The following is a 24,653-nucleotide window of genomic DNA, read 5'->3' on the forward strand; positions in this document are numbered from 1 at the left end:
CTGTGGCGTCCGGGCACCGCTTATTTCGAAGGGGCCATGAAGGCTTTCAGCGCCGCGCCCATTTCGGCGAGTGTCGCCGCGCCGATCTCGCTTGCCTTCGCCGCTGCCCACCAGGCGGCCAGATGGGGCCGGTCGGCGATCAGGCGGGCGGTGCCCGCGCTGCCGTCCAGCGCCTCGAAAAAGAAGAACAGCGGGATCAGCGAGGCGTCGATGAGGGTGAAACCCGGCACCGCGCGGCGCGGCAGCAGCGCGTCGAGATAGTCCATGCCCTCCGCCAGCTTCGCCATCGCCGGCGGCAGCGCGTCCGGATTCTGCCGGGCGCCGAACAGCGGGCCAAGATTGGCATAAAGATAAAGGTCGGCGAGGCGGGAGATGAGCCGCACATGGGCACGGTCCTGCGGCGTCGCGCCCAGCACGCTGGGGCCGGACAGCACCTCGTCCAGATATTCCGCGATCACCGCCGATTCGGGCAGCGCCATGTCGCCATCCAGCAGCGTCGGCATCTTCCCCATCGGGTTCAGCGCCCTATATTCGGGCGACTTGATGCCGCCCGGCGCCGGTTCCAGCGGCAGCGCGACGCCCTTCACCTTCGCCACCAGCAGCACCCGCTGCACAAAGGGCGACAGCGCCCCGCCATAGAGTTTCATGCCCGCTCCCCTTACAGATTCAAGGCGTTGCGATAGGTTTCCAGCAGCGCCTCGGCTTCCGCCCGGGCGTTCGATTCCATTTTCCGCAGGCGGACGACGGCGCGCATCGTCTTGGTGTCATAGCCGTTCGCCTTGGCCTCGGCATAGACGTCCTTGATGTCGTCCGCGGTGGCCTTTTTTTCCTCCTCCAGCCGCTCGATGCGCTCGATGAACAGGCGCAGCTGGTCGGCGGAAACATTCGCGGTGGACATTGATACTCCCTTGATGGTGACGGCGCCTGCTACCCCCCGCGCCCGCCGCCCGCAAGCCCGTCCGCAAGACCGGCCACCAACCTTGCCGTGCCGCCGAACCGCTGCTACGCCGCGCCCCCGAACGGCATGGAAGAGTGTCCGAGTGGTTTAAGGAACTGGTCTTGAAAACCAGCGACGGTGCAAGCCGTCCGTGGGTTCGAATCCCACCTCTTCCGCCACCTCTTTGCGCTCACGGGCGAAGCCCTCCGCGAGGGCGCGGCACTGGCCGCGACGCCCGGTCGGGCTTGCGAACCCTGCCGGGTTCGAACCGGCTTCCTCCCGGCGCCGGTTGCTTGAGCCAATCCTCTTACCCGCGGGGGGTGGCGCGCGGGGCGACCAGGCGGTGCAGTTTGCTGTGCACCTCGCTGTTGCCGGCGATGATCTCGCGGCGGTCCACCATGCGCTCGCCACCGCGGAAGTCGCTGACGAAGCCGCCGGCTTCCTTCACGATGATCAGCCCGGCGGCGATGTCCCAATAGCTCAGGCCGGCCTCCCAGAAGCCGTCGTATCGCCCGGCCGCCACCCAGGCCAGGTCCAGCGAGGCGGCGCCGAAGCGCCGCACGCCGGCGACCTCCGGCATCACCGCCGCCAGTTCCTGCCCGAACCGCGCCTGGTCGCCATGGCCCTTGTAGGGGATGCCGGTGGCGATCAGGCAGTCCGCCAGGTCGCGCCGCGCCGCCACCCGCAGCCGCCGGTCCTGCAACCAGGCGCCCTGGCCACGCTCGGCCCAGAAACTCTCGTCGGTCAGCGGCTGGTAGATCAGGCCGGCGACGATCTCGCCTTGGCTCTCCACCCCGATGCTGATGGCGAAATGCGGGATGCCGTGCAGGAAGTTGCTGGTGCCATCCAAGGGATCGATGATGAAGCGCGGCGCGCCTTCGTCGCCGGCGATCTCGCCGCCCTCCTCCAGCACGAAGCCCCAGCCCGGCCGCGCGTGGCGCAGCGCCTCCACCAGCGTCTCCTCGCACGCCCGGTCGGCGATGCTGACGAAATCCGCCGGGCCCTTGCGGCTCACCTGGAGCTGCGCCACCTCGTTGAAATCGCGGCGCAGGCGAACGGCGGCCTTGCGGCAGGCACGCTCCATGACGGTGATGATGGCGGACTGGCCGGGCATGGGCTCAATCCGCCCGCTTCACATATTCCTGGTCATAGACATTCACCACGATCCGCGTGCCGGCGCCGATGTGCGGCGGCACCATGATGCGCACGCCATTGTCCAGGATCGCGGGCTTGTAGCTGGACGACGCCGTCTGACCCTTCACCACGGCGTCGGCCTCCACGATGGTGGCCTCCACCTGCTCGGGCAGCTGCACGCTGATCGGCCGCTCGTCATAGAGTTCCATGGTCACGTCCATGCCGTCCGCCAGGAAGGCCGCGGCATCCCCCAGCAGGTCGCGCGGCAGCGTGACCTGGTCGTAGGTTTCCTTGTCCATGAACACCAGATTGTCGTCTTCCGGGTAGAGATACTGGAAATCCTTGGTGTCCAGCCGCACCCGCTCCACCGTCTCCGCGCTGCGGAAGCGCACATTGTTCTTGCGGCCGTCGATCAGGTTCTTCAGCTCCACCTGCATGTAGGCGCCGCCCTTGCCGGGCTGGGTGTGCTGCGTCTTCACCGCGCGCCAGATGCCGTTCTCGAACTCGATGATGTTGCCGGGGCGAATCTCGACGCCGCTGATCTTCATGGGCCACCTGTTGTTGGAAAGAGCAGCGGCGGCTTTAGCGGCGGGCGCGGCCTTTGTGAAGGCCGCCTGCGCAAACAGGCCCTTCACCAAATGACAAGGTCGCTTGACATGGTGGTCACTCATAAGTAAAGGATACTTGTCTTTATGGAAAGGAAGCCAATCATGTCCAGTCCACGATCGTCGGCACAGCGCCGCTATCTCAAGCGTTTTGGCATCAGCACGATCTGCTATGTCCTCACGCTGGCGCTGGCGTCCCGGCTGATCGGGCAGGGCCAGGCGGAGGGGCCGCTGCTCTGGCTGCTTGCCATGCTGCCGGGCCTGTCCCTCGTGGGCGTTTTCTGGGCGATCGCCCGCCTGCTGCTGGAGGAGACCGACGAATATCAGCGCCTGCTGCTGGTCCGGCAATCGCTGGTGGCATCCGGCTTTGCACTGTCGATCGCCACCGTCTGGGGTTTCCTCGAAAATTTCCGCCTGGTGCCGCACATCGACAGCTACTGGGTGGCGATCCTTTGGTTCACGGGGCTGGGCCTCGGCTCGATCTGGAACCGGATGACGCTCGGCCGCGGCGACCGCGCATGAAAAACCGCCTGAAAGTCTTGCGGGCGGAGCGCGACTGGAACCAGGCCGATCTCGCCGACCGTCTCGGCATCTCCCGCCAGAGCATCAACGCCATCGAAACCGGCCGCTATGACCCGTCGCTGCCGCTGGCCTTCCGCATCGCCGCGCTGTTCGATTGCCCCATCGAAGCCATTTTTTTCGCCGACTGACGCGGCCTGTCGAATCCGCCGTGCTTGCCGCGTCTCTGGGGTGGAGGCATCCTGCCTTCGAAGGAGAGCCACGATGCAATATGCCCTGCTGATCTATGAGAATGAAGCCGTCTATGGCGGCGACGACACCCCGGCGATGCACGCCGCCATGGCGGCGCACGGCGGCTTCGTCGCGAAACTTGGCGAGCACATGCGCGGTGGCGCCGGGCTGAAAGGGGTGGCCACCGCCACCACGCTGCGCGCCGGTGCCCCGGGCGCCGCCCGCACCATCCACGACGGGCCGTATGCGGAGGCGCGCGAACAGCTGGGCGGCTTCTACCTGATCGACGTGCCCGATCTCGATGCCGCGATTCGCTACGCCCGCGAGCTGCCGCTCGCCGGGGCCGGCGCGGTGGAAATCCGGCCGCTGCTGGAAGGGCAGGATTGAGCCATGCCACGCGCGGTCGGGCACCCCGCCCGAAGGGCGCAAGCGCGACCGCGCGCCGGCGGGAGTCTGCCGTCTTCTCCGGCGCAGCCGGCCAAACAATGAACCACTGGCTCGAACCAGCGGTTCGGGCCAGTGGCGGTCGCATTGTTGCCCTGCTCGCCGCGCGCTTCCGCGATCTCGACCTGGCGGAGGAGGCGTTCGCCGAGGCCTGCGCCCGCGCCGCCCGCCGTGGCGAGGCGCCGGACAACCCCGCCGGCTGGCTGTGGCGCGTGGCGGAGCGCGCCGCGCTGGACCAGCTGCGCGCCCGCAACCGCCCGCCGCCGCCCCCGGATGACCGCATGACCCTTCCGCAAGACAGCCTGATCCCGGACGAGCGGTTGCGGCTGATGTTCCTTGCCTGCCATCCCGCGCTGGCAGTGGAGGCTCGCGCCGCCCTGCTGCTGCGCCTGCTGCTGATGCTGCCGGTCGCGCGCATCGCCGCCGCTTTCCTGGTCAGCGAGCCGACAATGCTGCAACGCCTGACCCGCGCCAAGGCGCGCATTTCGGCGAGCGGCATCGGTTTCGACCTGCCCACGCCCGCCGCCTGGCCCGAGCGGCTGGAGGCGGTGCTGATCGCGCTCGACGTCGCGCACGCCCATGCCCATGGTGATGCGATCGAAAGCGACCTGTCGCGCGAGGTGCTGGAGCTCAGCGCCACGCTGGCGGCGCTGCTGCCCGATGAGCCGGCGGTCGCCGCCCAGGCCGCCAGCCTGCACCTGGCGGAGGCGCGCCGCCCGGCCCGGCTGGATGCCGACGGTGCCATGGTGCCGCTGTCCGAACAGGACCCCGCGCGCTGGCACCGGCCGCTGATCGCCCGCGCGCTGCCCTGGCTGCGCAGCGCGGTGGCCGGCGCGCCCGACCATCCCCGCGTGTTGCAGGCGCGCATCCAGGCGCTGTGGTGCGCCCGCGCCAGTCGCGGCGACCCGGCGCCCTGGGCCGAGGTGCTGGCGCTCTACGACCGGCTGCTTCTGGCCGCCGAGTCCCCCTTCGTCCGCCTCAACCGCGCGGTCGCGCTGGCCGAGCTCTGCTCGCCCGCCGCCGCGCTCGTGGAGGTCGAAGCGCTGGCGCTTCCCGACCTGCTGGCCTGGCACGCCGTCCGCGCCGACCTGCTGCGCCGGGTCGGCCGCCACCCGGAGGCCGACGCCGCCTATGGCGCGGCGCTCGCCCTGTCACCGGCGCCCGCTGAAGCGCGCTTCCTTGCCACCCGTCGCGCCGGGCTTCAGATCAGGCCTCCAAGCGGGCTGGACGGATCGGCATAGCGCCGCACGCCCATCCGACCGGCGCGATAGGCCTTGCGCCCCGCCACCACGGCGTCGCGCATGGCGGCGGCCATCAGCACCGGATCCTTTGCCTCGGCGATCGCGGTGTTCATCAGCACGCCATCGCAGCCCAGCTCCATGGCGATCGCCGCATCGCTCGCCGTGCCCACGCCGGCGTCCACCAGCACCGGCACCTTCGCCGCCTCCACGATCAGGCGGATCGTCACCCGGTTCTGGATGCCCAGTCCGCTGCCGATCGGCGCGCCCAGCGGCATGATCGCCGCCGCACCGGCCTCCTCCAGCCGCTTTGCCACTACCGGATCGTCGCTGGTATAGACCATCACCTCGAAACCGTCCTTCACCAGCGTTTCGGTGGCGCGGATGGTCTCCACCACATCGGGGAACAGCGTCTTCTGGTCGGCCAGCACCTCCAGCTTCACCAGGTTCCAGCCGCCCGCCTCGCGCGCCAGCCGCAGCGTGCGCACGGCATCCTCGGCGGTGAAACAGCCCGCCGTGTTCGGCAGATAGGTGTAGCGTTTCGGGTCGATGAAGTCGGTCAGCATCGGCTGCCCGCGGTCCATCACATTCACCCGCCGCACCGCCACCGTCACGATCTCCGCGGCCGACGCTTCGACCGCGGCGGCATTCTGCGCGAAATCCCGGTATTTCCCCGTGCCCACGATCAGCCGGCTGTTGAACGTCCGTCCGGCGACACTCCAGCTGTCCATCAACCACCACCCACAAAATGCACGATTTCCAGCACGTCGCCGTCCGCCAGCAGCGTCTCCTCCCAGCGGCTGCGGCTGGCGATTTCGCGGTTGCGTTCCACCGCCACCCGGCCCTCGCCCAGCGCCAGCGAGGCGACGAGCGCCGCCACCGTCGTGCCCGCGGGCACGGCATGCGGCGCGCCGTTGAGGGTGAGGGAGAGCATCAGCCCCACCATAGCGCGTGACGCTCCTCACGCAACTGGACGGCGAAGGCGCTTTAGGGCAAAGCGCCGCATCATCGTTAACGACAGGGTTCAGGGATGACCGAAACGAAAGCGCCGATGGCCGTCGAGACCAGTCTGGTGAACGAACTGGCGGAGCTGCTGAACACACACAGCCTGTCTGAAATCGAGGTGAAGGACGGCGAGCGGGTGATCCGCATCGCGCGTCAGCTTGGCGGCACGATCATGGCGGCGCCCGCCGCCATGCCGATGGCGGCCAGTGCCCCCGCCGTCAGCGCCGCGCCCCCCGAACCCGACGCCAGGACCCATCCCGGCGCGGTCAAGTCGCCGATGGTCGGCACCGCCTATCTCACCCCCGAACCCGGCGCGCCGGCCTTCGTCAGCAAGGGGCAGGAGGTCGCCGCCGGCGACACGCTCCTCATCATCGAGGCGATGAAGGTGATGAACCCCATCGCCGCGCCGCGCGGCGGGCGGGTGGTCGCCATTCTCGTCGCCAACGAGCAGCCCGTGGAATATGACCAGCCCCTCGTCGTGATCGAATAATGCCGATCAGCAAGATCCTCATCGCCAACCGCGGCGAAATCGCGCTCCGCGTCCACCGCGCCTGCCGCGAACTCGGCATCCGCACCGTCGCCGTGCACTCGACCGCAGATGCCGACGCGATGCACGTCCGCCTCGCCGACGAGGCGATCTGCATCGGGCCGCCGCCGGCGTCCGAAAGCTACCTCAGCATCCCCAACATCATCTCGGCGGCGGAAATCGCCCAGGCGGACGCGATCCACCCCGGCTATGGCTTCCTCAGCGAAAACGCGCACTTCGCGGAGATCGTCGAGGAGCACCGCATCACCTGGATCGGTCCCTCGCCCGAGCATATCCGCACCATGGGGGACAAGGTCGAGGCGAAGCGCACGGCGGCCGCGCTCGGCCTGCCGCTGGTGCCCGGCAGCGATGGCCCGGTGGCGACAGCCGAGGAAGGCCTGAAGGTGGCGGCCGAGGTCGGCTATCCGGTGCTGGTGAAGGCGGCGTCCGGCGGCGGCGGGCGCGGCATGAAGGTGGTGCCCGACGCCGCCAGCCTGGCCAGCCTGATGGGCCAGGCGAAGGCGGAAGCCAAGGCCGCCTTCGGCGACGACACCGTCTATATCGAGAAATATCTGGGCAACCCGCGCCATATCGAGTTCCAGATTTTCGGCGACGGCCAGGGCAATGCGGTTCACCTGGGCGAACGCGACTGTTCACTGCAACGCCGCCACCAGAAGGTGCTGGAGGAGGCGCCTTCCCCCGCGCTCAGTGCCGCCGAGCGCGCGCGCATGGGCAAGGTCTGCGCCGATGCCATGGCGAAAATGGCCTATCGCGGCGCCGGTACCATCGAGTTCCTGTGGGAAAACGGCGAATTCTATTTCATCGAGATGAACACCCGGCTGCAGGTCGAGCATCCGGTCACCGAGATGCTCACCGGCCTGGACCTGGTGCGCGAACAGATCCGCGTGGCGAACGGCCTGCCGCTCAGCGTCACGCAGGATCAGGTGCGCTTCCAGGGCCATGCCATCGAATGCCGCATCAACGCCGAGGATCCGCGCAGCTTCGCCCCCTCGCCCGGCCTGGTCACCGACTATCACGCGCCGGGCGGGCTGCATGTCCGCGTCGACAGCGCGCTTTACGCCGGCTACCGCATCCCGCCCTATTATGACAGCCTGATCGCCAAGCTGATCGTCTATGGCGACAACCGGGAGGAAGCGTTGATGCGCCTTGCCCGCGCGCTGGAGGAATATGTCATCGGCGGCCCCCGCACCACCATCCCGCTGCACCAGGCGCTGATCGAGGACCCGCAGTTCCGCGCCGGCGACTACAGCATCAAATGGCTGGAAAACTGGCTGGCGGATCGCTGATCCCCGCATTGTCGCGGCGGCCACGCCAAGGGCTGGCCCTTGCACAAGCCTGCGTGCTACCCCACGATGTCTTCCATGCCACGAAAGCAACCACCGCCGCATTCGCCCTGGGCCGCCTGGCCCACCCCCGCGAAGCCTGTCGAGCGCGTCACCCTGGCCTTCGACGCCGGTGACGACGACGCCGTGCCGGACAATGCGTCCGCCGGCACCCGGCTGGATGATACGCTGTTCATCGCCGGCGACGAGCATGGCGTGATCGACCGCCTGACCTTCGACGGACGGAACTGGGGGCGTCACACCGTTTTCCACCTTGCCGACCTGCTGCCGCTCAAGGATGCCGAGGAGGAGGCCGACCTCGAGGGCCTCGCCGCCGCCATGATCGACGGCGAGCCCTGGCTGTGGCTGACCGGCAGCCACGCCCGCACCCGGCCGAAACCGGAAAAATTCGCTGGCGAAACCATCGACCTCGACAAGCTCGCCGACCTGAAGGACACCCGCGCCCGCTGCCTCATCGCCCGCATCCCCCTGGTGCGCGACGCGCTGGGCTGGGCACCTGTCGCAAAGGATGATGAGCGCCGCGCCGGCATGCTGAAACAGACCAAGCATGGCAATGCGCTGATGAAGGCGCTCGCCAGAAATCCGCTGATCGCCCCCTTCACCGAGATTCCGGCAAAGGAAGGCGGGGTCGACATCGAGGGGATCGCGGTCGCCGGCAACCGCGTCGCGCTCGGCATGCGGGGGCCGGTGGTTGCCACCCATGCCGTGCTGATCGAGGCTACGGTCGAGGCTGACGAGGAGGGCGCCCTGCATCTGGAGGGCGCGCCCTGCAAACGCCTGCTCGCCATGGAGGGCCTGGGCATCCGCGACCTGAAGCGCCACGGCGACGACCTGCTCATCCTCGCCGGCCCCACCACCGGCCTCAGCGGGCCGGTCGCCATCTATCGCTGGACCGACTGGGCCAACGACCCGCCGCAGGATGCGCGCAAGGTCCGCCTGCATCGGCCGGAACGCCTGATCGACCTGCCCTTCGGCCGCGGCGAGGACCATCCCGAAGGTCTCGCGCTGTGGGGCGACGACGCCATTCTGGTGATCTGCGACAGCCCGTCGGACACCCGCCTGCACGAGGCCCGCAAGAGCCTCGTTGCGGACGTCTTTGCCCTGCCGGCCTAATCTCAGCCGATGACCAGTGTCGACTCCACCCCCGGCACCGTCAGCGGCGCCGCAAAAGGCACCACCGCCCGATTGGCATAGCCGCTGTCTTCCGGCGTGGTCAGCACATGCGTCACCCGTGCGCTGACATCGACCACCCAATAGGTCGGGATGCCCGCCTTGGCATAGCTCATCGCCTTGCTGCCGAGATCGTCGCTTAACGATGAATCGGCGATCTCGACGGCCAGCACCAGTTCGTTGAACCGGAAGACGCGACCATCGTCACCACGTGGCCGCACACCAATATCCGGTGCACGGACATTGTTACCTGGCAGCACCGTGATGATGTCCAGACAGAGATCGAAGCCATTGGGCTTGTACAGCGCCCAGAGCATCGCCGTAAGATCCGCATGCATCATGCCATGCGGCGATTGTGCCGGTGCCATCTCCACCAGTTCCCCATCCACCAGATCCACACGGCGCTCGGAAAACAGGCCGGCGTCCGCCATGCGCAGATAATCCGCCACGTTGAAACGTGCCGGACGAACCGCCGCAAAATCCCGTGCCAGGGCATTCATGCCGTCAGGCTATCACGCCGCCAGCCCCTCGCCAAGCAGCGCCCCCTCGGTTGCCACCATGAACCCGCCGCCCAGCACCCGGCTGCCATCATAGATCACCGCCGCCTGGCCCGGCGCCACGCCATATTGCGGCACGTCGAACCGCAGCGAGCGCTCATCCTCCATCCTTGCCTCGACCAGGGGTGCCATGCTGCGCAGTTTCACGGTCACCCGCCGCCCCGCCGGCGCGTCGTCACCCAGCCAGTTCAGCGCATCCAGCCGCACCGCCGCCACCGCCAGCGCCGCCCGCGGCCCCACCACCACGCGGTTGGTCGCCGGCTCCAGCCGAAGGACATAGAGTGGCGCCGCCTGCCCGCCCACATTCACCCCGCGCCGCTGCCCGACGGTGAAGCCGATCAGCCCGTCATGCCGCCCCAGCACGCGGCCATCCGCGTCCACAATCTCCCCGGGTGCGTCGGCGTCCGGCCGCAGCTTGCGCACCACGCTGCGATAGTCACCGTTCGGCACGAAGCAGATATCCTGCGAATCGGGCTTGCCCGCCACGCGCAGGCCGAAATCCGCCGCCAGCGTACGCGTCGCCGCCTTGTCCAGCCCGCCCAGCGGAAAGCGCAGGCGCGCCAGTTGCGCGCGCGTCGTGGCAAACAGGAAATAGCTCTGGTCCTTCGCCGGATCGACCCCGCGATGCAGCTCATCCCCCAGGCGCTGGACATAGTGGCCGGTCAGCAGCGCCTCGGCCCCCAGCGCCTCCGCCACCCCCAGCAGGTCGCGGAACTTCACCGTCTGGTTGCACGTTATGCAGGGAACAGGCGTGCGGCCTGCCATATACTGGGCGGCGAAATCCGCCATCACCTCGGCGCGAAAGGCACTCGCATAATCAAGCACATAATGCGCGATCCCCAGCCGATCGGCCACTGCCCGCGCGTCGGCGATGTCGGTGCCGGCACAGCAGGCACCGTCCCGCTTGGGCGCATCGTCCGCGTCGGACAGGCGCAGTGTCACCCCGATCGTCTCGCACCCGTGCGCCGCCGCAACCGCAGCCACCACGGATGAATCGACGCCGCCGGACATCGCCACCACAACGCGGCTTCCCGGCGGCGGCAAGGCGCGCCGGACAGCCGCTGGCAAGGTCGATAATGTTACCATGGTTTGCAAACTTTTCGTGGTTACTCAGTTATGAAGGCGAACGGCAAACCTCAAGTGAGGGCGAGGTGAGTCGTTAAGGTTGGCAAGGCGGAACCAAAAAGACCCTGGCAACGCCCGATGCAACCATTTTTCCCGGTCAGCCGTAACGGCCAAGGGGAGTGTGAAAGGTCGGATCAGATGGCAACTGCATATCAGATGGGATGGATGAACGCTCCCCAATCGGTGAAGGGGCCGGACGGGCGGCGGCTGACGCTCGCCGACCTGCCGCCGCCGCACACCACGCGCTGGGTTGCCCGCCGCAAGGCCGAGGTGCTCGCCGCCATCAAGGGCGGGCTGTTGAGCGAGGCGGAGGCCTGCGCCCGCTACAACCTCTCGCCCGAGGAACTGGCGTTGTGGCAGGACTGCATCGACCGCGCCGGCACGCCGGGGCTGCGCGTTACCCGCATCCAGCATTACCGCGGTTACGACCAGCGGCTGCTGGCCGCGCGTTGAGCGGAGGACATCCCATGCTCGACCACAGCAATGGCGCGATGCGCGCCGACGACAGCGCCGGCAGCCCGTTCGTGCGTCCGGTGCCGGAAACGGTGATCGGCAATGTCGGGATCGACCTCGACCGGCGCATTGCCCGCGTCGCCGGCAAGATCGTGCCCCTGACCGCCAAGGAGTTCGATTGCCTGGCGTTCCTGCTGAACCGTCGCGGCGTCACCCAGACCAAGGAGATGTTCCTGGCGCACCTCTATGAAGGCCGCGAAGAGCCGGAATTGAAGATCATCGACGTCTTCATCTGCAAGATCCGCAAGAAGTTCGCCGACCTGGGCGCCCAGCCCTTCATTGAAACGGTCTGGGGCCGGGGTTACGTGGTGCGCTGACGGGCGGCCCGCGCTTCCGACAGTGCGCGCACGATCCCCCGCATCGTGCGCACCTGCTGGCTGCTCCACCCCGCCTTTGCCAGCATGGCGGCGATCGCCCGTTCCGACGTGGGCCGCCGGTCGGCGATGTGGAAATAACCGGCCCGCTCCAGCGCCTCCACCAGTTGCGCGACCAGTTCCGCCAGTTCTGCGTGCGGCGCCGGCGGATCCGGCACATCCCGCAACGCCGGGGCGTCACCGGCCGCCGTCCCCCACTCATAGGCCAGTGTCAGCACCGCCTGCGCCAGGTTCAGCGACGCGAAGTCGGCCGACGCAGGGATGGTGATGAGCGTCTGCACCGCCGCCATGTCATCCTTGCTCATCCCCGCCGCTTCCGGCCCGAACAGGATGCCCGCCTTCACCCTGGCCGCGCGGATCGATGCCACCGCATGCCGCGGCGTCGCCACCGGCTTGGGCAGGCCCTTCAGGATCATCGTCGTCGCGAAGCTCAGCCGGCAGTCGTGCAGCGCCGCGTCGACACTGTCATACACCCGCACCGAGTCCAACACCCCATCCGCGCCGGCCGCCGCCGGGCCTGCGTCGGGGTTGGGCCAGCCATCGCGCGGGTTCACCAGGCGCAGGTCATCCAGCCCGAAATTGGCCATCGCCCGCGCCACCATGCCGATGTTCATCCCCAGCTGCGGCCGCACCAGGATGATCGCGGGCGCGGGATCAGGCGTCACGCGGCAGCGTCTTCGGCAGGCTCCCCACAAAGGTCTCGAAATCCCGCGCTTCTCGGAAATCCTTGTAGACACTGGCAAATCTTATGTAGGCAACGGGATCCAGCCGCTCCAGCGCCGCCATCACCAGGCTGCCGATCTGCCCCGCCGTCACCTCATTCTCGCCCAGCGCCTCCAGCTGGCGGACGACGGCGCTGATCAGCCGGTCGATGCGCTCGCCGTCGACATCGCGCTTGCGGCAGGCGATGTGGATCGAGGTCGCCAGCTTCTCGCGCTCGAACGGCTCGCGCTTGCCGGACTTCTTCACCACCGTCAGCTCGCGCAGCTGCACCCGCTCGAAGGTGGTGAAGCGCGCGCCACATTCGGGGCATTGCCGCCGCCGCCGGATGGATGAGCCGTCCTCCGTCGGCCGGCTGTCCTTCACCTGGCTGTCGTCATGCAGGCAGAAGGGGCAGCGCATCAGCGGCCACGTCCGCGCGGCAGCGCTTCGCCGCAATTCTCGCAATTGCGGGCGCCGGGGCGATTGCCCCAGCCGCAGATGCCGCACAACGCCCGCACCAGCTTAGCCATAGATCGGAAAGCGCCGGCACAGCGCACGCACCCGGTCGCGCACCGCCCGCTCGACATCGGCATTGCCCTCGGCGCCATGCGCCGCCAGCCCGTCCAGCACATCGGCGATCATCTCGCCGATGGCGGCGAACTCCGCCTGGCCGAAGCCGCGCGTCGTTCCCGCCGGCGAGCCGACGCGGATGCCGCTTGTTTTCATCGGCGGCAGCGGATCGAAGGGAATGCCGTTCTTGTTGCAGGTGATGCCGGCCCGTTCCAGCGCTTCGTCGGCATCCTTGCCGGTGATGCCCTTGGGTGTCAGATCAATGAGCGCCAGGTGCGTGTCCGTGCCGCCGGCCACCACCGCGCAGCCGCGATTGACCAGCGTCGATGCCAGCATCTGCGCGTTGGCGATCACCGCGCGCGCATAATCCTTGAATTCGGGCCGCAGCGCCTCACCGAACGCCACGGCTTTGGCGGCGATCACATGCATCAGCGGTCCGCCCTGCAATCCCGGAAACACCGCGCTGTTCAGCTTCTTGCCGATCTCCCCGTCATTGCTCAGGATCATGCCGCCGCGCGGCCCCCGCAGCGTCTTGTGCGTCGTCGTCGTCACCACATGCGCATGCGGCAGTGGTGATGGATGCACGCCCGCCGCCACCAGCCCGGCGAAATGCGCCATGTCCACCAGCAGATACGCCCCGACCTTGTCGGCAATGGCGCGCATGCGGGCGAAATCGATATGCCGTGGATAGGCGCTGCCACCGGCGATCAACAGCTTCGGCTGCACCGCGACCGCCTGGGCTTCCAGGGCGTCATAATCGATCAAATGCGTGTCGGCCTTCACGCCATATTGCACCGCGTTGAACCATTTGCCGCTCTGCGCCGCTTTCGCGCCGTGCGTCAGGTGGCCACCGGCGTCCAGGCTCATCCCCAGGATCGTCTCGCCCGGCTTCACCAGCGCCAGCATCACCGCGCCATTGGCCTGCGCGCCCGAATGCGGCTGCACATTGGCCCAATCGCAATCGAACAGCGCCTTCGCCCGGTCGATGGCCAGCTGCTCCACCTCATCGGACCAGTGACAACCCTGATAGTAGCGCTTGCCCGGATAGCCTTCTGCATATTTGTTGGTGAAGACCGACCCCTGCGCTTCCAGCACCGCCTTCGACACGATGTTTTCAGACGCGATCAGCTCGATCTGCTCCTGCTGCCGCAGCAGCTCACCGCGCACTGCCTTGAACACCGCCGGATCGGCCTCCCCCAGCGTCTCGCTGAAAAATCCGTCCTCGATCATCTTCGGTCTGCTGCTCATCTGCCTATCCCAACTTGCCCACGCGGGCGGCATGGCGCCCCCCGCCAAAATCCGTTTCCAGGAAGGCGCGCAGGGCATCCCGCGCCACTTCCACACCCGTCACCCGCGCGCCAAAGGCGATGATGTTGGCATCATTGTGCTCGCGCGCCAGCCGCGCCCCCAGATGGTCGTGTACCAGCGCCGCCCGCGCGCCGCCCACCCGGTTCGCAGCAATCGAAATGCCGATGCCCGTCCCGCACACCAGCACCCCGAAGCGCGCCGCGCCGCGGACCACCGTCTCGGCGACCGCCCGGCCGAAATCCGGGTAGTCCACCGATGTCACCGCATCCGCGGCCCCCAGGTCCCGCACGTCATGTCCGGCCGAGCGCAAATCGTCCGCCAGCACCGCCTTCAGCGGATAGCCGGCATGGTCACTGGCGATGGCGATGGTGATCGGGATGGCGCTACCCCTTGGGATTGACGCCCCGCCTATGCACCGGATGCGGGGTTTTCTTCAAGCTGTCATGCCGCCTTTTTCCTGCTACCACCCCGCCCATGATGTCACGTTTCGCGCACGCCCTCGGCGTCCTCGGCCTCGCCCCCGCCTTCGCCGCGCTCGCCGGCTTCATCCTCGCCCCCGATCCCGAGGCGCGCGCCTGGGCCTGGCAGGCCGGCGCGCTTTACGCCGCGCTGATCTTCAGCTTTCTGGGCGGCAGCTGGTGGGGCTTTGCCGTCCGTGCCGAGCGCGCCATCGCGCCGATGCTCCTCACCCTCGCCGTGCTCCCCACGCTGGCCGCGCTCGCGCTCGTCATGGTGATGTCGCCCTGGATGCTGATGCTGCTCGGCGGCCTCATCATCGCGATCCTCCCCATCGACCGCCTGTTCGAACGCACCCGCCTCGCGCCAGAAGGCTGGTTCGCCCTGCGCCTCCCCCTCAGCCTCGGCCTCGGCACCAGCACCATCGCCTTGGGTCTCGTCGCCAGTGGTGTTATAAGGGCAGTATGAATGTCCACGTCCCCTTGTCCGTTCGCCCGCCCGCCGCGCGCTTCACTGCCACGGACTATCTGCGCATGCTCGATGCCGGCGCCTTCGAAGACATGAAGGTCGAACTGATCGACGGAGAATTGTGGAAAATGTCACCCGCCCATTCCTTGCATGGCCGCAGGCACATGCAGGTTGCCGGAGAACTCTACCGGTGCCTCACGGGAACGACGATGGAGGCCATGCTCGACATCGCAACCATTCTCGCCGACCAAACCGTGTGCGGCCCCGATATTGGCGTCTTCACATCTGAGGCGGCTCGCACAGGCCCGCAAACGGCCGAACATCTGCTCCTCGCCGTTGAGATTTCCGATTCCACGCTCGATCAAGACCTTGATCTCAAAGCCCCGCTCTACGCTGCGGCCCAGGTACCCATCCTCTGGGTGGTCGATGTCCGCGCCGAAATCACCCATGTCATGACCGACCCGGACGGCCACGGCTATCGCACCCGCCGCACCATCCCTTTCGCGCAGGCGCTCCCCGTCCCCGGCACGGAGAAGAGCATCACCCTCGCCTAAGCGGCCGCGCGCAGCTCGTCCCGCCCCCAGATCTCGACCAGCGCCGCCACCAGTTCGCGCATCATCGTCTCGTCGTGCGCCGGGCCCGGCGTGAAGCGCAGCCGTTCGGTGCCCCGCGGCACGGTTGGATAGTTGATCGGCTGCACATAGACGCCATATTCCGCCAGCAGGATGTCGCTCACCCGCTTGGCGCGCATCGGGCACCCCACCATCAGCGGCACGATATGGCTTTCGCTCGCCATCACCGGCAGGCCGGCGTCCGCCATCAGCGTCTTCAGCAGCGCCGCCGCCGCCTGCTGCGCGTCGCGTTCCTCGCTCGATGCCTTCAGATGCCGCACGCTCGCCAGCACGCCCGCCACCAGCACCGGGGACAGGCTGGTGGTGAAGATGAACCCCGGCGCATAGCTGCGGATGCAGTCCACGATGGCGCGGTCGGCCGCGATATAGCCGCCCATCACGCCGAACGCCTTGCCCAGCGTCCCCTCGATGATGGTCACCCGCCCGGCCACCGCGTCGCGCTCGGAAATCCCGCCGCCGCGTGGCCCATACATGCCCACCGCATGGACCTCGTCCAGGTAGGTCAGCGCATGATATCTGTTGGCCAGGTCGCAGATCGCGGCGATCGGCGCGATGTCGCCGTCCATCGAATAGACGCTCTCGAACGCGATCAGTTTCGGCGCCGCCGGATCCTCCGCCGCCAGCAGTTCCTCCAGATGGGCGAGGTCATTGTGCCGCCACACCCGCTTTTCGCAGCCGGCGTTGCGGATGCCGGCGATCATGCTGGCATGGTTCAGCTCGTCGGAAAAGATCACGCACCCCGGCAGCAGCTTGCCCAATGTGGAAAGCGTCGCCTCGTTGGAGACATAGCCGCTGGTGAACAGCAGCGCCGCTTCCTTGCCGTGCAGGTCGGCCAGCTCATGCTCCAGGTCGATATGATAATGGGTGTTGCCGCCGATGTTGCGCGTGCCGCCGCTGCCGGCGCCCACGTCGTGGAGCGCTTCCTCCATCGCCGCGATCACCTTGGGATGCTGCCCCATCGCCAGATAGTCGTTGCTGCACCACACCGTGATCGGCTTCGGCCCATTGTGGCCGGCAAAGCAGCGCGCGTTCGGATAGCTGCCGCGGTTGCGCAGGATATCGATGAAGACGCGGTAGCGCCCCTCCTCGTGCAGCCGCTCGATGGCGCCTGCGAACACCCGTCCGTAATCGATCACGCGCGCCTCTTGCGAAAAATGCTGGCGGGCGCATAGCCATTTTTGGCGCGCTCGAAAAGATGGCTTCCCCACCACCGTGCCGCTATGTCGCGCCGATGACCGGAACCGCCACGAAAACTGCTGTCGTCCTTCTCTCCGGCGGCCTCGATTCCGCCACCTGCCTCGCCCTCGCCGCGCAAGAGGGCTGGCGCATCCTGGCGCTGACCATCGATTACAACCAGCGCCACCGCATCGAGCTCGACGCCGCCCGCCGCCTCGCCGCGCACTATGCCGTCGCCCGTCACATCGTCCTGCCGCTTGACCTGCGCGGCTTCGGCGGCAGCGCGCTGACCGACGACATCGCCGTCCCCAAGACTGGCGTCGAACCCGGCATCCCCGTCACCTATGTCCCCGCGCGCAACACCATCTTCCTCTCGGTCGCGCTCGGCTGGGCGGAGGCCGCGGGCGCCCACGACCTGTTCATCGGCGTCAACGCGCTCGACTACAGCGGCTATCCCGATTGCCGCCCCGAATTCATCGCCGCCTTCGAAGCCATGGCCAACACCGCCACCAGGGCCGGGGTCGAAGGCACCCCCTTCAAGGTCCACACGCCCCTGCTTGCCATGACCAAGGCCGACATCGTCCGCGCCGCGCATGGCGCCGGCCTCGACCCGGCGCTGACCTGGAGCTGCTACGACCCGACCCCGGACGGCAAACATTGCGGCCAGTGCGACAGCTGCCGCCTCCGCCAGAAAGGGTTCGTGGAAGCCCAACTTCCCGACCCGACACGGTACGCATGGTCAGCAACACCGTCATCGCGCAGCTAACCCAGGCTCCTCCCCCGCCTGCGGAGGAGGTGTCACCAGCCAGGGGCTGGTGACGGAGGGGCCTGAACCGGCCCGCCCCCAACCGCTCCACCGCCCATTCCCACCTCCCCGCCGCACAACCGCCGCCGGCGTCTTTCCCCGTTCACAAAATCCCCACACCCTGCCTCCGGGTCAAAAAAAGGAGCGCGAAATGCGTATCTTGTCGGTCGCAATGCCACTTTCCGCCGCCATCCTCGCCGCCACGCCCGCCACAGCCGCCATCAGCGTTAGCAGCTTCAGCAGCGGTTTTTCGCAGCCCGTCTTCCTTACCGGCCGCGCCAACGACCTGTTCGTGGTGCAGCAGGGCGGCGTGATCGAGCGCGTCAACCGCAGCACCCGCGCCCGCACGCCCTTCTTCACGGTGCCCAACATCGAAAGCGGCGGCGAAAAGGGCCTGCTCGGTTTCGCCTTCGATCCGAAATATGGCGTCAATGGCCGCATCTACGTCAATGTCACCACCCGCGTGAACGGCCAGCTCTTCACCGAAATCCGTCGCTACACGATCCCGTCGCTCCGCGTCGCGCCGGCGGACCCGCAGGTCATCCTGCGCATCGCCCAGCCGTTCGACAACCATAATGGCGGCTGGATCGACTTCGCGCGTGACGGCAGATCGCTGCTGATCGCCACCGGCGACGGCGGCTCCGGCAACGACCCGCAGAACAATGCCCAGAACAGGAATTCGCTGCTCGGCAAGGTCCTGCGCATCGACGTCAGCCGCGACGGTTTTCCCGCCGATCCCGACCGCAACTATGCCATTCCCGCCGACAACCCGTTCGGCAACGAAGTCTATGCCTATGGCCTGCGCAACCCCTGGCGCGGCAGCATCGACCGCACCACCGGCGACATCTTCGTCGGCGACGTCGGCCAGGGCGCCTATGAGGAGATCAACCGCCTGGTCGCCGGCAGCAGCGGCCAGAATTTCGGCTGGCGCCCGCTCGAAGGGCCGATCCCCACCCCCGGCATCGGCGATCCCATCCCCGCCGGCACCACCGCGCCGATCTTCAGCTACGACCACAGCATCGGCCGCTCGGTCACCGGCGGCTATGTCTTCCGCGGCACCCGAAATGCCGACCTTTTCGGCCGCTACATCTTTGGCGACTTCATCACCGGCAAGCTCTGGTCGATAAGCCCCACCGGCAGCGACCTGCAGGACCTCACCAGCGCGCTCGCTCCCTTCGGCAGCGTCAACATCGCCTCGTTCGGGGAAGACGCCAACCGCAACCTCTACATCCTCGGCTATGACGGCCGCATCCTGCGCTTCAACAACAGCCTTTCCTCGGCCCGGACCGCGCAAAGCAGCATCGCCGCCTTCAACAGTGCGGTCCCCGAACCCACCAGCTGGGCCTTGATGCTCACCGGCTTCGGCCTCATCGGACTCGCCCTTCGCCGGCGACCCGCCGACACGCCTGCCCAAAAATCAGGCGAAAACCGCCAACCCCCCGATTGAGGCTGACACTTTCTTCGCGGGACCTTCCGGGACCATCCAGCCGCCTGCCGTCAATCGCGCAGCAGCTCATTGATCCCGGTCTTCGCCCGCGTCTGCGCGTCCACCCGCTTCACGATCACCGCGCAGGCCAGGCTCGGCCCCGGCGAGCCGTCGGGCAGTGCCTTCCCCGGCAGGCTGCCCGGCACCACCACGGCATAGGCCGGCACCCGGCCCATGAACACCTCACCGGTCGCCCGGTCGATGATCTTGGTGCTCGCCCCCAGGAACACGCCCATCGAGATCACCGCGCCCTGCTCCACGATCACCCCTTCGGCCACCTCGCTGCGCGCGCCGATGAAGGCATCATCCTCGATGATCACCGGCCCGGCCTGCAACGGCTCCAGCACGCCGCCGATGCCGGTGCCGCCGCTGATGTGCACATTGGCGCCGATCTGCGCGCAGCTGCCCACCGTCGCCCAGGTGTCGATCATGCTGTTTTCGCCCACCCGCGCACCGATGTTGACGAAGCTGGGCATCAGCACCGCGCCCGGCGCGACATAGGCGCCGCGCCGCACGATGCTGCCCGGCACCGCGCGGAAACCCGCGGCGGCGAACACCGCCGGCCCCCAGCCATGGAATTTGCTGCCCACCTTGTCCCACCAGTGGCCGTCGTCCGGCCCGCCATGGATCGGCCGGTTCGGGTTCAGCCGAAAGCTCAGCAGCACCGCCTTCTTCAGCCACTGGTTCACCTGCCACGAACCGTCGCGCTTTTCCGCGACGCGCAGGGTTCCGCCGTCCAGCCCGGCGATCGCCGCCTCCACCGCGTCGCGCACCTCGCCCTGCGTCCCGCTGCCGATGTCCCCGCGCGCCTCCCAGGCGGCGTCGATGATGCGCTCGATGCTCATGCGGTGATCGCCTCCAGCCATTCGGCAAAATCATGGGTTTCCTGGTCGATGAAGTCCGGGTGCGCGCCATGTCCGCCGCGTTCCGAGCCATTGTTGACCCACAGCGTCGCCATCCCCAGCGCCTTCGCCGGCTTCAGATTGTGCGCCATGTCCTCGGCAAAGAAGGCTTTCGCCGGATCGAAATCCAGCGCCGCCACCAGCTTTTCATAGGCAAGCGGATCGGGTTTCGGCCGATATTCCATGGCATGAATGTCGAACACGCCGTCGAACGCCGCCCCGATGCCCAGCGCCCCCAGCACCCTCGCCGCATAGTCGGCATCGCCGTTGGTGAAGACATATTTCCGCCCCGGCAACCGCGCCAGCCCCGCCACCACGCGCGGATCCGGCGACAGCACGGAAAAGTCCAGGTCGTGCACCTTCGCCAGGAAATCCGCCGGCGCCACGCCATGATCGTTCATCAGCCCGCGCAGCGTCGTGCCATGCTCGTGGAAATAGCGTTTCTGCACCACCCGCGCCGCCGCGCGGTCCAGCCCCAGCAGCTCGGCGACATAGGCCTCCATCCGCACGTCGATTTGCGCGAACAGGTTGGCACGCGGATGGTAAAGCGTATTATCCATGTCGAACAACCAGGTTTCGACATGCGCAAAGGGGGGTTTCATCGATGCGCGGCATAACGGACACCCGGCGGCTTGGCCAGCCCATGCTGCTGCTGGGCGCGCTGCTGCTGTCGGCCTGCGGTGGCGGCGGTGCCGGCCTGATCACCGGCGCCGCGCCGCCCGCGCCCACGCCGGTGCCCGTGCCGCCGCCGACACCGGGCAATTATGACAGCGCCGAATATCGCCGCAGCAATGCCGCCATCAGCGCGCAGGTGCTCGGCGTGTGGAACAGCGGCTGGACCGGCGCCGGCGTCACCATCGCCGACATCGACAGCGGCGTGAACAACAACAGCCCGGAGTTCGCCGGCCGCCTCCACCCCGCCAGCCGCGACGTCACCGGCGCCGGCCGCGCCATCACCGACGAGAGCGGCCATGGCACCTCGGTCGCCGCGGTGATGGTGGCGGCGCGCAACGACAGCAACATCCAGGGCGTGGCCCCGGGCGCCACGCTGCTTGCCCTGCGCGCCGACCGCGCCGGCGGCTGCACGGCGGACGGCTGTTCCTATACCGACACCGCGATCTCGGCCGGGATCGACGCCGCCGTCGCCGCCGGCGCCCGGGTCATCAACCTGTCGCTCGGCGGCTCCGGTGGCAACAGCCAGTTGCGCGGCGCCTTCCAGCGCGCCGCCGCCGCCGGCGTGGTGTTGGTGGTGGCCGCCGGCAACGACGGCCTGGGGGTGATCGACGACCTGCCGGCGGCGGCGCTCGCCAGCGCGGGCGGCGCCAACGTCATCGTCGTCGGCGCCACGGACGGCGGCGGCGCCATCACCGATTTCTCCAATCGCGCCGGCCCCGCCGCCGCCAATTTCATCACCGCGCTCGGCAGCCGCGTGCGCAGCTTCGACGAACAGGGCGTCGGCTATCTCTATTCCGGCACCAGCTACAGCGCGCCCGCGGTCAGCGCCGCGGCGGCCCTGCTGGCGGAGGCCTATCCCTCGCTGACCGGTGCGCAGATCGTCTCGCTCCTGCTGCGCACCGCGGACGACGCCGGCGTGCCCGGCACCGATGGCGTCTATGGCCGTGGCCGGTTGAACATCGCCGCCGCCTTTGCGCCCGCGGGCGGCACCAGCCTCGCCGGCAGCGCCATCCCCGTGGCGATGACGGCCAGCGGCAGCCTGGGCAGCGCGCTGGGCGACGGCCTGTCGCTCGGCGGCGGGCTGGCGGCGGTGCCGGTGGTCGATGGCTATGGCCGCGCCTATGCGCTGAACCTCGGCGCCTCGCTGCGCCCCGCGGGCGTCGGCCGGCTGGCGGGCGCGCTGCTGGCGCCGGAAAGCGACCTCGCCGGCACCGAGCTGCTGCGGTCGACCGCTTTCCGCGACCTCTCCGCCGGTGTCGCCATCATCACGCGCCACGCCGGCGGCGACCCCGCGCTCGGGCTGGCGCAGGCCGGCTTCGATGCCCATGCCGCGCGCCGCCCCGATGCCAGCCTGCTGCACCTGTCGATGGGCGGCACGCGGCTGGTGGCGGCGCAGGGCTTTGCCGCGGGCGCCTTCCTGCCAGGTGGCAGCGCGCGGGCGATGCTGGCCAGCGACGATGGCCTGGCGGACGGCCGCGGCGCCGGCGCGCCGCTGTCGGCCTTCGTGCTCAGCCAGCAGCAGGGCGCCTGGACCTGGGCCGTGGCGGCGCACCGCTCGCGCGCGCAACTCACCCCGATGCTCGGCCTGCGTGCGCTGGCGGACACGCGCCTGCTGACGCTCGGCGCCGCGCGCGCGGTCGGATCGGCAAGTCTCGCGCTGCACCTGTCGCAGGGCAGCGAAGATGGTGCGCTGCTCGGCACCCGGCTGAACCCCGCCTTCGGCCTGGCCGGGGCGCGCAGCCTTGCTGCCGGTGCCGCGTTCACCCTGCCGGTCGGGCCGGTGCAGCTGCGGCTGGCGGGGCGGCAGGCGCGGGTGACGCCACAGCTGACGCCCGGGCTGCTGGCGGCCGGCGGGGCGATCCGGGCACGGTCCTGGTCAGCGGAGGTCAGCGGCGACACCCGCTGGGGCAGCCTGACGCTGCGCCTTGCGCAACCGCTGCGGGTCGAATCGGGCAGCCTCCGGTTGGATGTGCCCGGGGAGGGTGCGCGGATGTTGCTCCTCGCCCCGCACGGACGCGAGCGCGCGCTGGAACTGGGGTGGAGCGGAACGGCGGGCGCCTGGCGGGCCGACCTCAACCTTTTCAACCGCTTCCAGCCGGGGCATCAGACCGCCCAACCGGCTGACAGGGGGGGCGCGCTGCGCATCAGCCGGGGTTTCTGACCCGTCCGTCGAACCATGCACGTTATCCACAGTGCCACGCCCTTGCCGTCGCGCCGCGCATTGGCGAGAGGGGGGCATGGCAGGGACGATCTATCAATTTCCGGGCGGCGCGGCGCCCGATCCGGAGGCGGCGAATGTGCCGCACAACATCGATGCCGAACGGGCACTGCTGGGCGCACTGCTGCTGGAGAACCGGCTGTTCGAGGACGTGAACCTGAAATTGCGCGCCGAGCATTTCTACGAGCCGATGCACGGTCGCATCTATGACCAGATCGGCAGGCTCGCCGATCGCAACATGATTGCCAATCCGGTCACGCTGCGCCCGTTGTTCGAAAGCGATCCGGCCATGGCCGAACTGGGCGGCCCGGCCTATCTGCTGCGCCTGACCGAGGATCATGGCGTGCTGCTGGCGGCGCGGGACTGCGCGACGCAGATCTATGACCTGGCGCTGCTGCGCGAATTGATTCATGTCGGCACCAATCTGGTGGCCGGTGCCACCGACACCAGCAGCGACGTCGCGCCGCTGGCGCAGATCGAGGCGGCGGAGGAGGCGCTCTATCGCGTCGCCGAGCAGGGCGAGGTGTCAGGCGCGGTGCAGGGCTTTGCCGCGGCCGCGCAGAAAGCGGTCGAGATGGCTGCCAAGGCAATGAAATCCGGCGGACATTTGTCCGGCCTGACCACCGGCCTCGACGGCATCAACAACAAGATCGGCGGCCTGCACAACAGCGACCTCGTCATCATTGCCGGCCGCCCCGCGATGGGCAAGACCGCGCTTGCCACCAACATGGCCTTCAGCTGCGCGCTGCGTTTCATGGGCGACACGGCAACCGGCATGAGCGGCAGCGCCGGCGCGCCGGTCGCCTTCTTCAGCCTGGAAATGTCGGCGGAACAGCTCGCCAACCGCATCCTCGCCGAACAGGCCGGCATCAGCAGCGAGGACCTGCGGATGGGCCGCATCAACCAAGGTGATTTCAACAATCTGGCGCGCGCCGCCGCCAACCTTCAGGATCTGCCGCTGCACATCGATGATACGCCGGCGCTCAGCATCGCCCAGCTCCGCGCCCGTGCCCGGCGGCTGAAGCGGCAGAAGAAGATCGGCTTGATCGTCGTCGACTATCTGCAACTTTTGCAGGGCAGTGGCAGCCGTGCCAGCGACAACCGCGTCAACGAGATCAGCGAGATCACCCGCGGCCTGAAGACCCTGGCGAAGGAGCTGGACGTGCCGGTGATCGCGCTCTCCCAGCTTTCCCGCGCGGTCGAGAATCGCGAGGACAAGCGGCCGCAACTCGCCGACCTGCGCGAATCCGGCACCATCGAGCAGGACGCCGACATCGTCATGTTCGTCTATCGCGACGAATATTACCACGCCAACAAGAAGCCCGAAGACGGCAGCGAAAAATTCGACGCCTGGCTGCAGAAGGCCCACCGGATCGAGGGGCGCGCCGAGGTGATCGTCGCCAAGCAGCGCCACGGTGCCACCGGCATCGTGCCGCTGATGTTCGCCAAAACGGTTACGCGATTCAGCGATCCGGCCGATGGCGACTGGGGTTATGGGGACGACAACTGAGCG

28 protein-coding genes, 1 tRNA gene and 1 pseudogene are annotated in these 24,653 nt (G+C 68.3%); 16 read left to right on the forward strand and 14 right to left on the reverse strand.

Annotated elements, in window-relative coordinates:
- Nucleotides 1–20: 20 nt before the first annotated feature.
- Nucleotides 21–647: a glutathione S-transferase family protein gene (locus H3309_RS12705; RefSeq protein ID WP_182295062.1), complete on the reverse strand. Its 627-nt coding sequence runs from the start codon at nt 645–647 to the stop codon at nt 21–23.
- 11 nt (nt 648–658) lie between these two features.
- Complete coding sequence (locus tag H3309_RS12710; protein WP_182295063.1) at nt 659–898, reverse strand: DUF2312 domain-containing protein; 240 nt, start codon at nt 896–898, stop codon at nt 659–661.
- Between the two features lie 128 nt (nt 899–1,026).
- On the opposite strand from H3309_RS12710, the gene H3309_RS12715 reads away from it, so the two are divergent.
- A tRNA-Ser gene (locus H3309_RS12715) sits at nt 1,027–1,116 on the forward strand.
- A 128-nt stretch (nt 1,117–1,244) separates the two neighbouring features.
- Here H3309_RS12715 and H3309_RS12720 read toward each other — a convergent pair.
- Together H3309_RS12720 and efp are read right to left on the reverse strand one after the other, a co-directional pair.
- A complete protein-coding gene (locus tag H3309_RS12720; protein WP_182295064.1) occupies nt 1,245–2,051 on the reverse strand; it encodes an inositol monophosphatase family protein in 807 nt (268 codons plus the stop codon).
- Nucleotides 2,052–2,055: 4 nt separating this feature from the next.
- Entirely contained in the window at nt 2,056–2,619 is a 564-nt protein-coding gene (gene efp, locus H3309_RS12725) for an elongation factor P (RefSeq protein ID WP_182295065.1), read from the reverse strand.
- A gap of 162 nt (nt 2,620–2,781) precedes the next feature.
- Here efp and H3309_RS12730 point away from each other — a divergent pair, with 162 nt between their 5' ends.
- From H3309_RS12730 to H3309_RS12745, 4 genes are all read left to right on the forward strand, one after another.
- Entirely contained in the window at nt 2,782–3,198 is a 417-nt protein-coding gene (locus H3309_RS12730) for a hypothetical protein (RefSeq protein WP_182295066.1), read from the forward strand.
- Nucleotides 3,195–3,386, forward strand: coding sequence for a helix-turn-helix transcriptional regulator (locus H3309_RS12735; protein WP_182295067.1), 192 nt, complete (start codon nt 3,195–3,197; stop codon nt 3,384–3,386). Before H3309_RS12730 ends, H3309_RS12735 begins: the two co-directional genes overlap by 4 nt.
- 73 nt (nt 3,387–3,459) lie before the next feature.
- Entirely contained in the window at nt 3,460–3,813 is a 354-nt protein-coding gene (locus tag H3309_RS12740) for a YciI family protein (RefSeq protein WP_182295068.1), read from the forward strand.
- 98 nt (nt 3,814–3,911) lie between these two features.
- The gene (locus H3309_RS12745) at nt 3,912–5,111 is read left to right on the forward strand and encodes an RNA polymerase sigma factor (protein WP_182295069.1); all 1,200 of its coding nucleotides are present in this window, start codon (nt 3,912–3,914) and stop codon (nt 5,109–5,111) included.
- On the opposite strand, the pseudogene thiS reads toward H3309_RS12745, so the two are convergent.
- Nucleotides 5,072–6,054: pseudogene (thiS, locus tag H3309_RS12750) on the reverse strand (sulfur carrier protein ThiS). The gene H3309_RS12745 and the pseudogene thiS sit on opposite strands and share 40 nt — an antisense overlap.
- Nucleotides 6,055–6,138: 84 nt before the next feature.
- Here thiS and H3309_RS12760 point away from each other — a divergent pair.
- The 3 genes from H3309_RS12760 (at nt 6,139) to H3309_RS12770 (ending at nt 9,116) form a co-directional block, all read left to right on the forward strand.
- Nucleotides 6,139–6,603 (forward strand): acetyl-CoA carboxylase biotin carboxyl carrier protein, encoded by a 465-nt coding sequence (locus tag H3309_RS12760; protein WP_182295072.1) that lies wholly within the window; start codon nt 6,139–6,141, stop codon nt 6,601–6,603.
- Complete coding sequence (accC, locus tag H3309_RS12765) at nt 6,603–7,946, forward strand: acetyl-CoA carboxylase biotin carboxylase subunit (protein ID WP_182295073.1); 1,344 nt, start codon at nt 6,603–6,605, stop codon at nt 7,944–7,946. Before H3309_RS12760 ends, accC begins: the two co-directional genes overlap by 1 nt.
- A 75-nt stretch (nt 7,947–8,021) precedes the next feature.
- Nucleotides 8,022–9,116 carry a DUF3616 domain-containing protein gene (locus H3309_RS12770; RefSeq protein WP_182295074.1) on the forward strand — a complete coding sequence of 365 codons (1,095 nt, stop codon included), beginning with the start codon at nt 8,022–8,024 and terminating at the stop codon, nt 9,114–9,116.
- Nucleotides 9,117–9,118: 2 nt separating this feature from the next.
- Here the strand turns inward: H3309_RS12770 and H3309_RS12775 are convergent, their stop codons facing one another.
- Nucleotides 9,119–9,673 (reverse strand): Uma2 family endonuclease, encoded by a 555-nt coding sequence (locus H3309_RS12775; RefSeq protein WP_182295075.1) that lies wholly within the window; start codon nt 9,671–9,673, stop codon nt 9,119–9,121.
- A 12-nt stretch (nt 9,674–9,685) separates the two neighbouring features.
- Nucleotides 9,686–10,816 (reverse strand): tRNA 2-thiouridine(34) synthase MnmA, encoded by a 1,131-nt coding sequence (gene mnmA, locus H3309_RS12780; RefSeq protein WP_182295076.1) that lies wholly within the window; start codon nt 10,814–10,816, stop codon nt 9,686–9,688.
- A gap of 177 nt (nt 10,817–10,993) precedes the next feature.
- Here mnmA and sciP point away from each other — a divergent pair, with 177 nt between their 5' ends.
- Both sciP and H3309_RS12790 read left to right on the forward strand, forming a co-directional pair.
- Nucleotides 10,994–11,308, forward strand: coding sequence for a CtrA inhibitor SciP (gene sciP, locus H3309_RS12785; protein ID WP_317983324.1), 315 nt, complete (start codon nt 10,994–10,996; stop codon nt 11,306–11,308).
- A 38-nt stretch (nt 11,309–11,346) separates the two neighbouring features.
- Entirely contained in the window at nt 11,347–11,685 is a 339-nt protein-coding gene (locus H3309_RS12790) for a winged helix-turn-helix domain-containing protein (protein WP_317983325.1), read from the forward strand.
- Here H3309_RS12790 and H3309_RS12795 read toward each other — a convergent pair.
- The 4 genes from H3309_RS12795 to rpiB all read right to left on the reverse strand — a co-directional run bounded on the left by H3309_RS12795 (nt 11,670) and on the right by rpiB (nt 14,695).
- A complete protein-coding gene (locus tag H3309_RS12795) occupies nt 11,670–12,407 on the reverse strand; it encodes an RNA methyltransferase (RefSeq protein ID WP_182295078.1) in 738 nt (245 codons plus the stop codon). The genes H3309_RS12790 and H3309_RS12795 overlap by 16 nt on opposite strands.
- Nucleotides 12,397–12,864 carry a transcriptional regulator NrdR gene (gene nrdR, locus H3309_RS12800; RefSeq protein WP_182295079.1) on the reverse strand — a complete coding sequence of 156 codons (468 nt, stop codon included), beginning with the start codon at nt 12,862–12,864 and terminating at the stop codon, nt 12,397–12,399. The genes H3309_RS12795 and nrdR overlap by 11 nt, the downstream gene beginning before the upstream one ends.
- 102 nt (nt 12,865–12,966) lie before the next feature.
- Nucleotides 12,967–14,262, reverse strand: coding sequence for a serine hydroxymethyltransferase (gene glyA / locus H3309_RS12805; RefSeq protein ID WP_182295080.1), 1,296 nt, complete (start codon nt 14,260–14,262; stop codon nt 12,967–12,969).
- A gap of 4 nt (nt 14,263–14,266) precedes the next feature.
- Nucleotides 14,267–14,695 carry a ribose 5-phosphate isomerase B gene (rpiB, locus tag H3309_RS12810; RefSeq protein WP_182298741.1) on the reverse strand — a complete coding sequence of 143 codons (429 nt, stop codon included), beginning with the start codon at nt 14,693–14,695 and terminating at the stop codon, nt 14,267–14,269.
- 101 nt (nt 14,696–14,796) lie between these two features.
- On the opposite strand from rpiB, the gene H3309_RS12815 reads away from it, so the two are divergent.
- Complete coding sequence (locus tag H3309_RS12815; protein WP_243453723.1) at nt 14,797–15,246, forward strand: DUF3429 domain-containing protein; 450 nt, start codon at nt 14,797–14,799, stop codon at nt 15,244–15,246.
- Nucleotides 15,243–15,800 (forward strand): Uma2 family endonuclease, encoded by a 558-nt coding sequence (locus tag H3309_RS12820; RefSeq protein ID WP_182295081.1) that lies wholly within the window; start codon nt 15,243–15,245, stop codon nt 15,798–15,800. Before H3309_RS12815 ends, H3309_RS12820 begins: the two co-directional genes overlap by 4 nt.
- On the opposite strand, the gene hemA is transcribed toward H3309_RS12820, so the two are convergent.
- Nucleotides 15,797–17,011: a 5-aminolevulinate synthase gene (hemA, locus tag H3309_RS12825; protein ID WP_182298744.1), complete on the reverse strand. Its 1,215-nt coding sequence runs from the start codon at nt 17,009–17,011 to the stop codon at nt 15,797–15,799. The genes H3309_RS12820 and hemA overlap by 4 nt on opposite strands.
- Nucleotides 17,012–17,109: 98 nt before the next feature.
- Between hemA and queC the strand changes: the two genes are divergently transcribed.
- Nucleotides 17,110–17,820, forward strand: a complete 711-nt coding sequence (gene queC, locus H3309_RS12830; RefSeq protein WP_182295082.1) for a 7-cyano-7-deazaguanine synthase QueC — start codon at nt 17,110–17,112, stop codon at nt 17,818–17,820.
- 190 nt (nt 17,821–18,010) lie between these two features.
- Nucleotides 18,011–19,306: a PQQ-dependent sugar dehydrogenase gene (locus H3309_RS17370; protein WP_182295083.1), complete on the forward strand. Its 1,296-nt coding sequence runs from the start codon at nt 18,011–18,013 to the stop codon at nt 19,304–19,306.
- A gap of 50 nt (nt 19,307–19,356) precedes the next feature.
- Here H3309_RS17370 and dapD read toward each other — a convergent pair whose 3' ends face one another.
- On the reverse strand, nt 19,357–20,190 hold the full coding sequence (gene dapD, locus H3309_RS12840) for a 2,3,4,5-tetrahydropyridine-2,6-dicarboxylate N-succinyltransferase (RefSeq protein WP_182295084.1): 834 nt from the start codon (nt 20,188–20,190) through the stop codon (nt 19,357–19,359).
- A complete protein-coding gene (locus tag H3309_RS12845) occupies nt 20,187–20,849 on the reverse strand; it encodes a pyrimidine 5'-nucleotidase (protein WP_182295085.1) in 663 nt (220 codons plus the stop codon). The genes dapD and H3309_RS12845 overlap by 4 nt, the downstream gene beginning before the upstream one ends.
- A 41-nt stretch (nt 20,850–20,890) precedes the next feature.
- Between H3309_RS12845 and H3309_RS12850 the strand changes: the two genes are divergently transcribed.
- Nucleotides 20,891–23,083, forward strand: coding sequence for a S8 family serine peptidase (locus H3309_RS12850; protein ID WP_182295086.1), 2,193 nt, complete (start codon nt 20,891–20,893; stop codon nt 23,081–23,083).
- A gap of 76 nt (nt 23,084–23,159) precedes the next feature.
- Complete coding sequence (locus tag H3309_RS12855; protein WP_182295087.1) at nt 23,160–24,650, forward strand: replicative DNA helicase; 1,491 nt, start codon at nt 23,160–23,162, stop codon at nt 24,648–24,650.
- Nucleotides 24,651–24,653: the final 3 nt, after the last annotated feature.

Origin of the sequence: Sandaracinobacteroides saxicola, from assembly GCF_014117445.1 — a bacterium.
Lineage (GTDB): Bacteria > Pseudomonadota > Alphaproteobacteria > Sphingomonadales > Sphingomonadaceae > Sandaracinobacteroides_A > Sandaracinobacteroides_A saxicola.

Coding starts and splice junctions, on each gene's coding strand:
- H3309_RS12740 (WP_182295068.1), top strand. CDS start 3,460: ATGCAATATGCCCTGCTGATCTATGAGAATGAAGCCGTCTATGGCGGC.
- H3309_RS12760 (WP_182295072.1), top strand. CDS start 6,139: ATGACCGAAACGAAAGCGCCGATGGCCGTCGAGACCAGTCTGGTGAAC.
- H3309_RS12705 (WP_182295062.1), bottom strand. CDS start 647: ATGAAACTCTATGGCGGGGCGCTGTCGCCCTTTGTGCAGCGGGTGCTG.
- H3309_RS12790 (WP_317983325.1), top strand. CDS start 11,347: ATGCGCGCCGACGACAGCGCCGGCAGCCCGTTCGTGCGTCCGGTGCCG.
- H3309_RS12820 (WP_182295081.1), top strand. CDS start 15,243: ATGAATGTCCACGTCCCCTTGTCCGTTCGCCCGCCCGCCGCGCGCTTC.
- H3309_RS12845 (WP_182295085.1), bottom strand. CDS start 20,849: ATGAAACCCCCCTTTGCGCATGTCGAAACCTGGTTGTTCGACATGGAT.
- H3309_RS12710 (WP_182295063.1), bottom strand. CDS start 898: ATGTCCACCGCGAATGTTTCCGCCGACCAGCTGCGCCTGTTCATCGAG.
- queC (WP_182295082.1), top strand. CDS start 17,110: ATGACCGGAACCGCCACGAAAACTGCTGTCGTCCTTCTCTCCGGCGGC.
- glyA (WP_182295080.1), bottom strand. CDS start 14,262: ATGAGCAGCAGACCGAAGATGATCGAGGACGGATTTTTCAGCGAGACG.
- H3309_RS17370 (WP_182295083.1), top strand. CDS start 18,011: ATGCGTATCTTGTCGGTCGCAATGCCACTTTCCGCCGCCATCCTCGCC.
- H3309_RS12815 (WP_243453723.1), top strand. CDS start 14,797: ATGATGTCACGTTTCGCGCACGCCCTCGGCGTCCTCGGCCTCGCCCCC.
- sciP (WP_317983324.1), top strand. CDS start 10,994: ATGGCAACTGCATATCAGATGGGATGGATGAACGCTCCCCAATCGGTG.
- H3309_RS12735 (WP_182295067.1), top strand. CDS start 3,195: ATGAAAAACCGCCTGAAAGTCTTGCGGGCGGAGCGCGACTGGAACCAG.
- dapD (WP_182295084.1), bottom strand. CDS start 20,190: ATGAGCATCGAGCGCATCATCGACGCCGCCTGGGAGGCGCGCGGGGAC.
- H3309_RS12775 (WP_182295075.1), bottom strand. CDS start 9,673: ATGAATGCCCTGGCACGGGATTTTGCGGCGGTTCGTCCGGCACGTTTC.
- H3309_RS12730 (WP_182295066.1), top strand. CDS start 2,782: ATGTCCAGTCCACGATCGTCGGCACAGCGCCGCTATCTCAAGCGTTTT.
- nrdR (WP_182295079.1), bottom strand. CDS start 12,864: ATGCGCTGCCCCTTCTGCCTGCATGACGACAGCCAGGTGAAGGACAGC.
- H3309_RS12855 (WP_182295087.1), top strand. CDS start 23,160: ATGGCAGGGACGATCTATCAATTTCCGGGCGGCGCGGCGCCCGATCCG.
- H3309_RS12745 (WP_182295069.1), top strand. CDS start 3,912: ATGAACCACTGGCTCGAACCAGCGGTTCGGGCCAGTGGCGGTCGCATT.
- H3309_RS12850 (WP_182295086.1), top strand. CDS start 20,891: ATGCTGCTGCTGGGCGCGCTGCTGCTGTCGGCCTGCGGTGGCGGCGGT.
- H3309_RS12770 (WP_182295074.1), top strand. CDS start 8,022: ATGCCACGAAAGCAACCACCGCCGCATTCGCCCTGGGCCGCCTGGCCC.
- accC (WP_182295073.1), top strand. CDS start 6,603: ATGCCGATCAGCAAGATCCTCATCGCCAACCGCGGCGAAATCGCGCTC.
- H3309_RS12720 (WP_182295064.1), bottom strand. CDS start 2,051: ATGCCCGGCCAGTCCGCCATCATCACCGTCATGGAGCGTGCCTGCCGC.
- mnmA (WP_182295076.1), bottom strand. CDS start 10,816: ATGGTAACATTATCGACCTTGCCAGCGGCTGTCCGGCGCGCCTTGCCG.
- efp (WP_182295065.1), bottom strand. CDS start 2,619: ATGAAGATCAGCGGCGTCGAGATTCGCCCCGGCAACATCATCGAGTTC.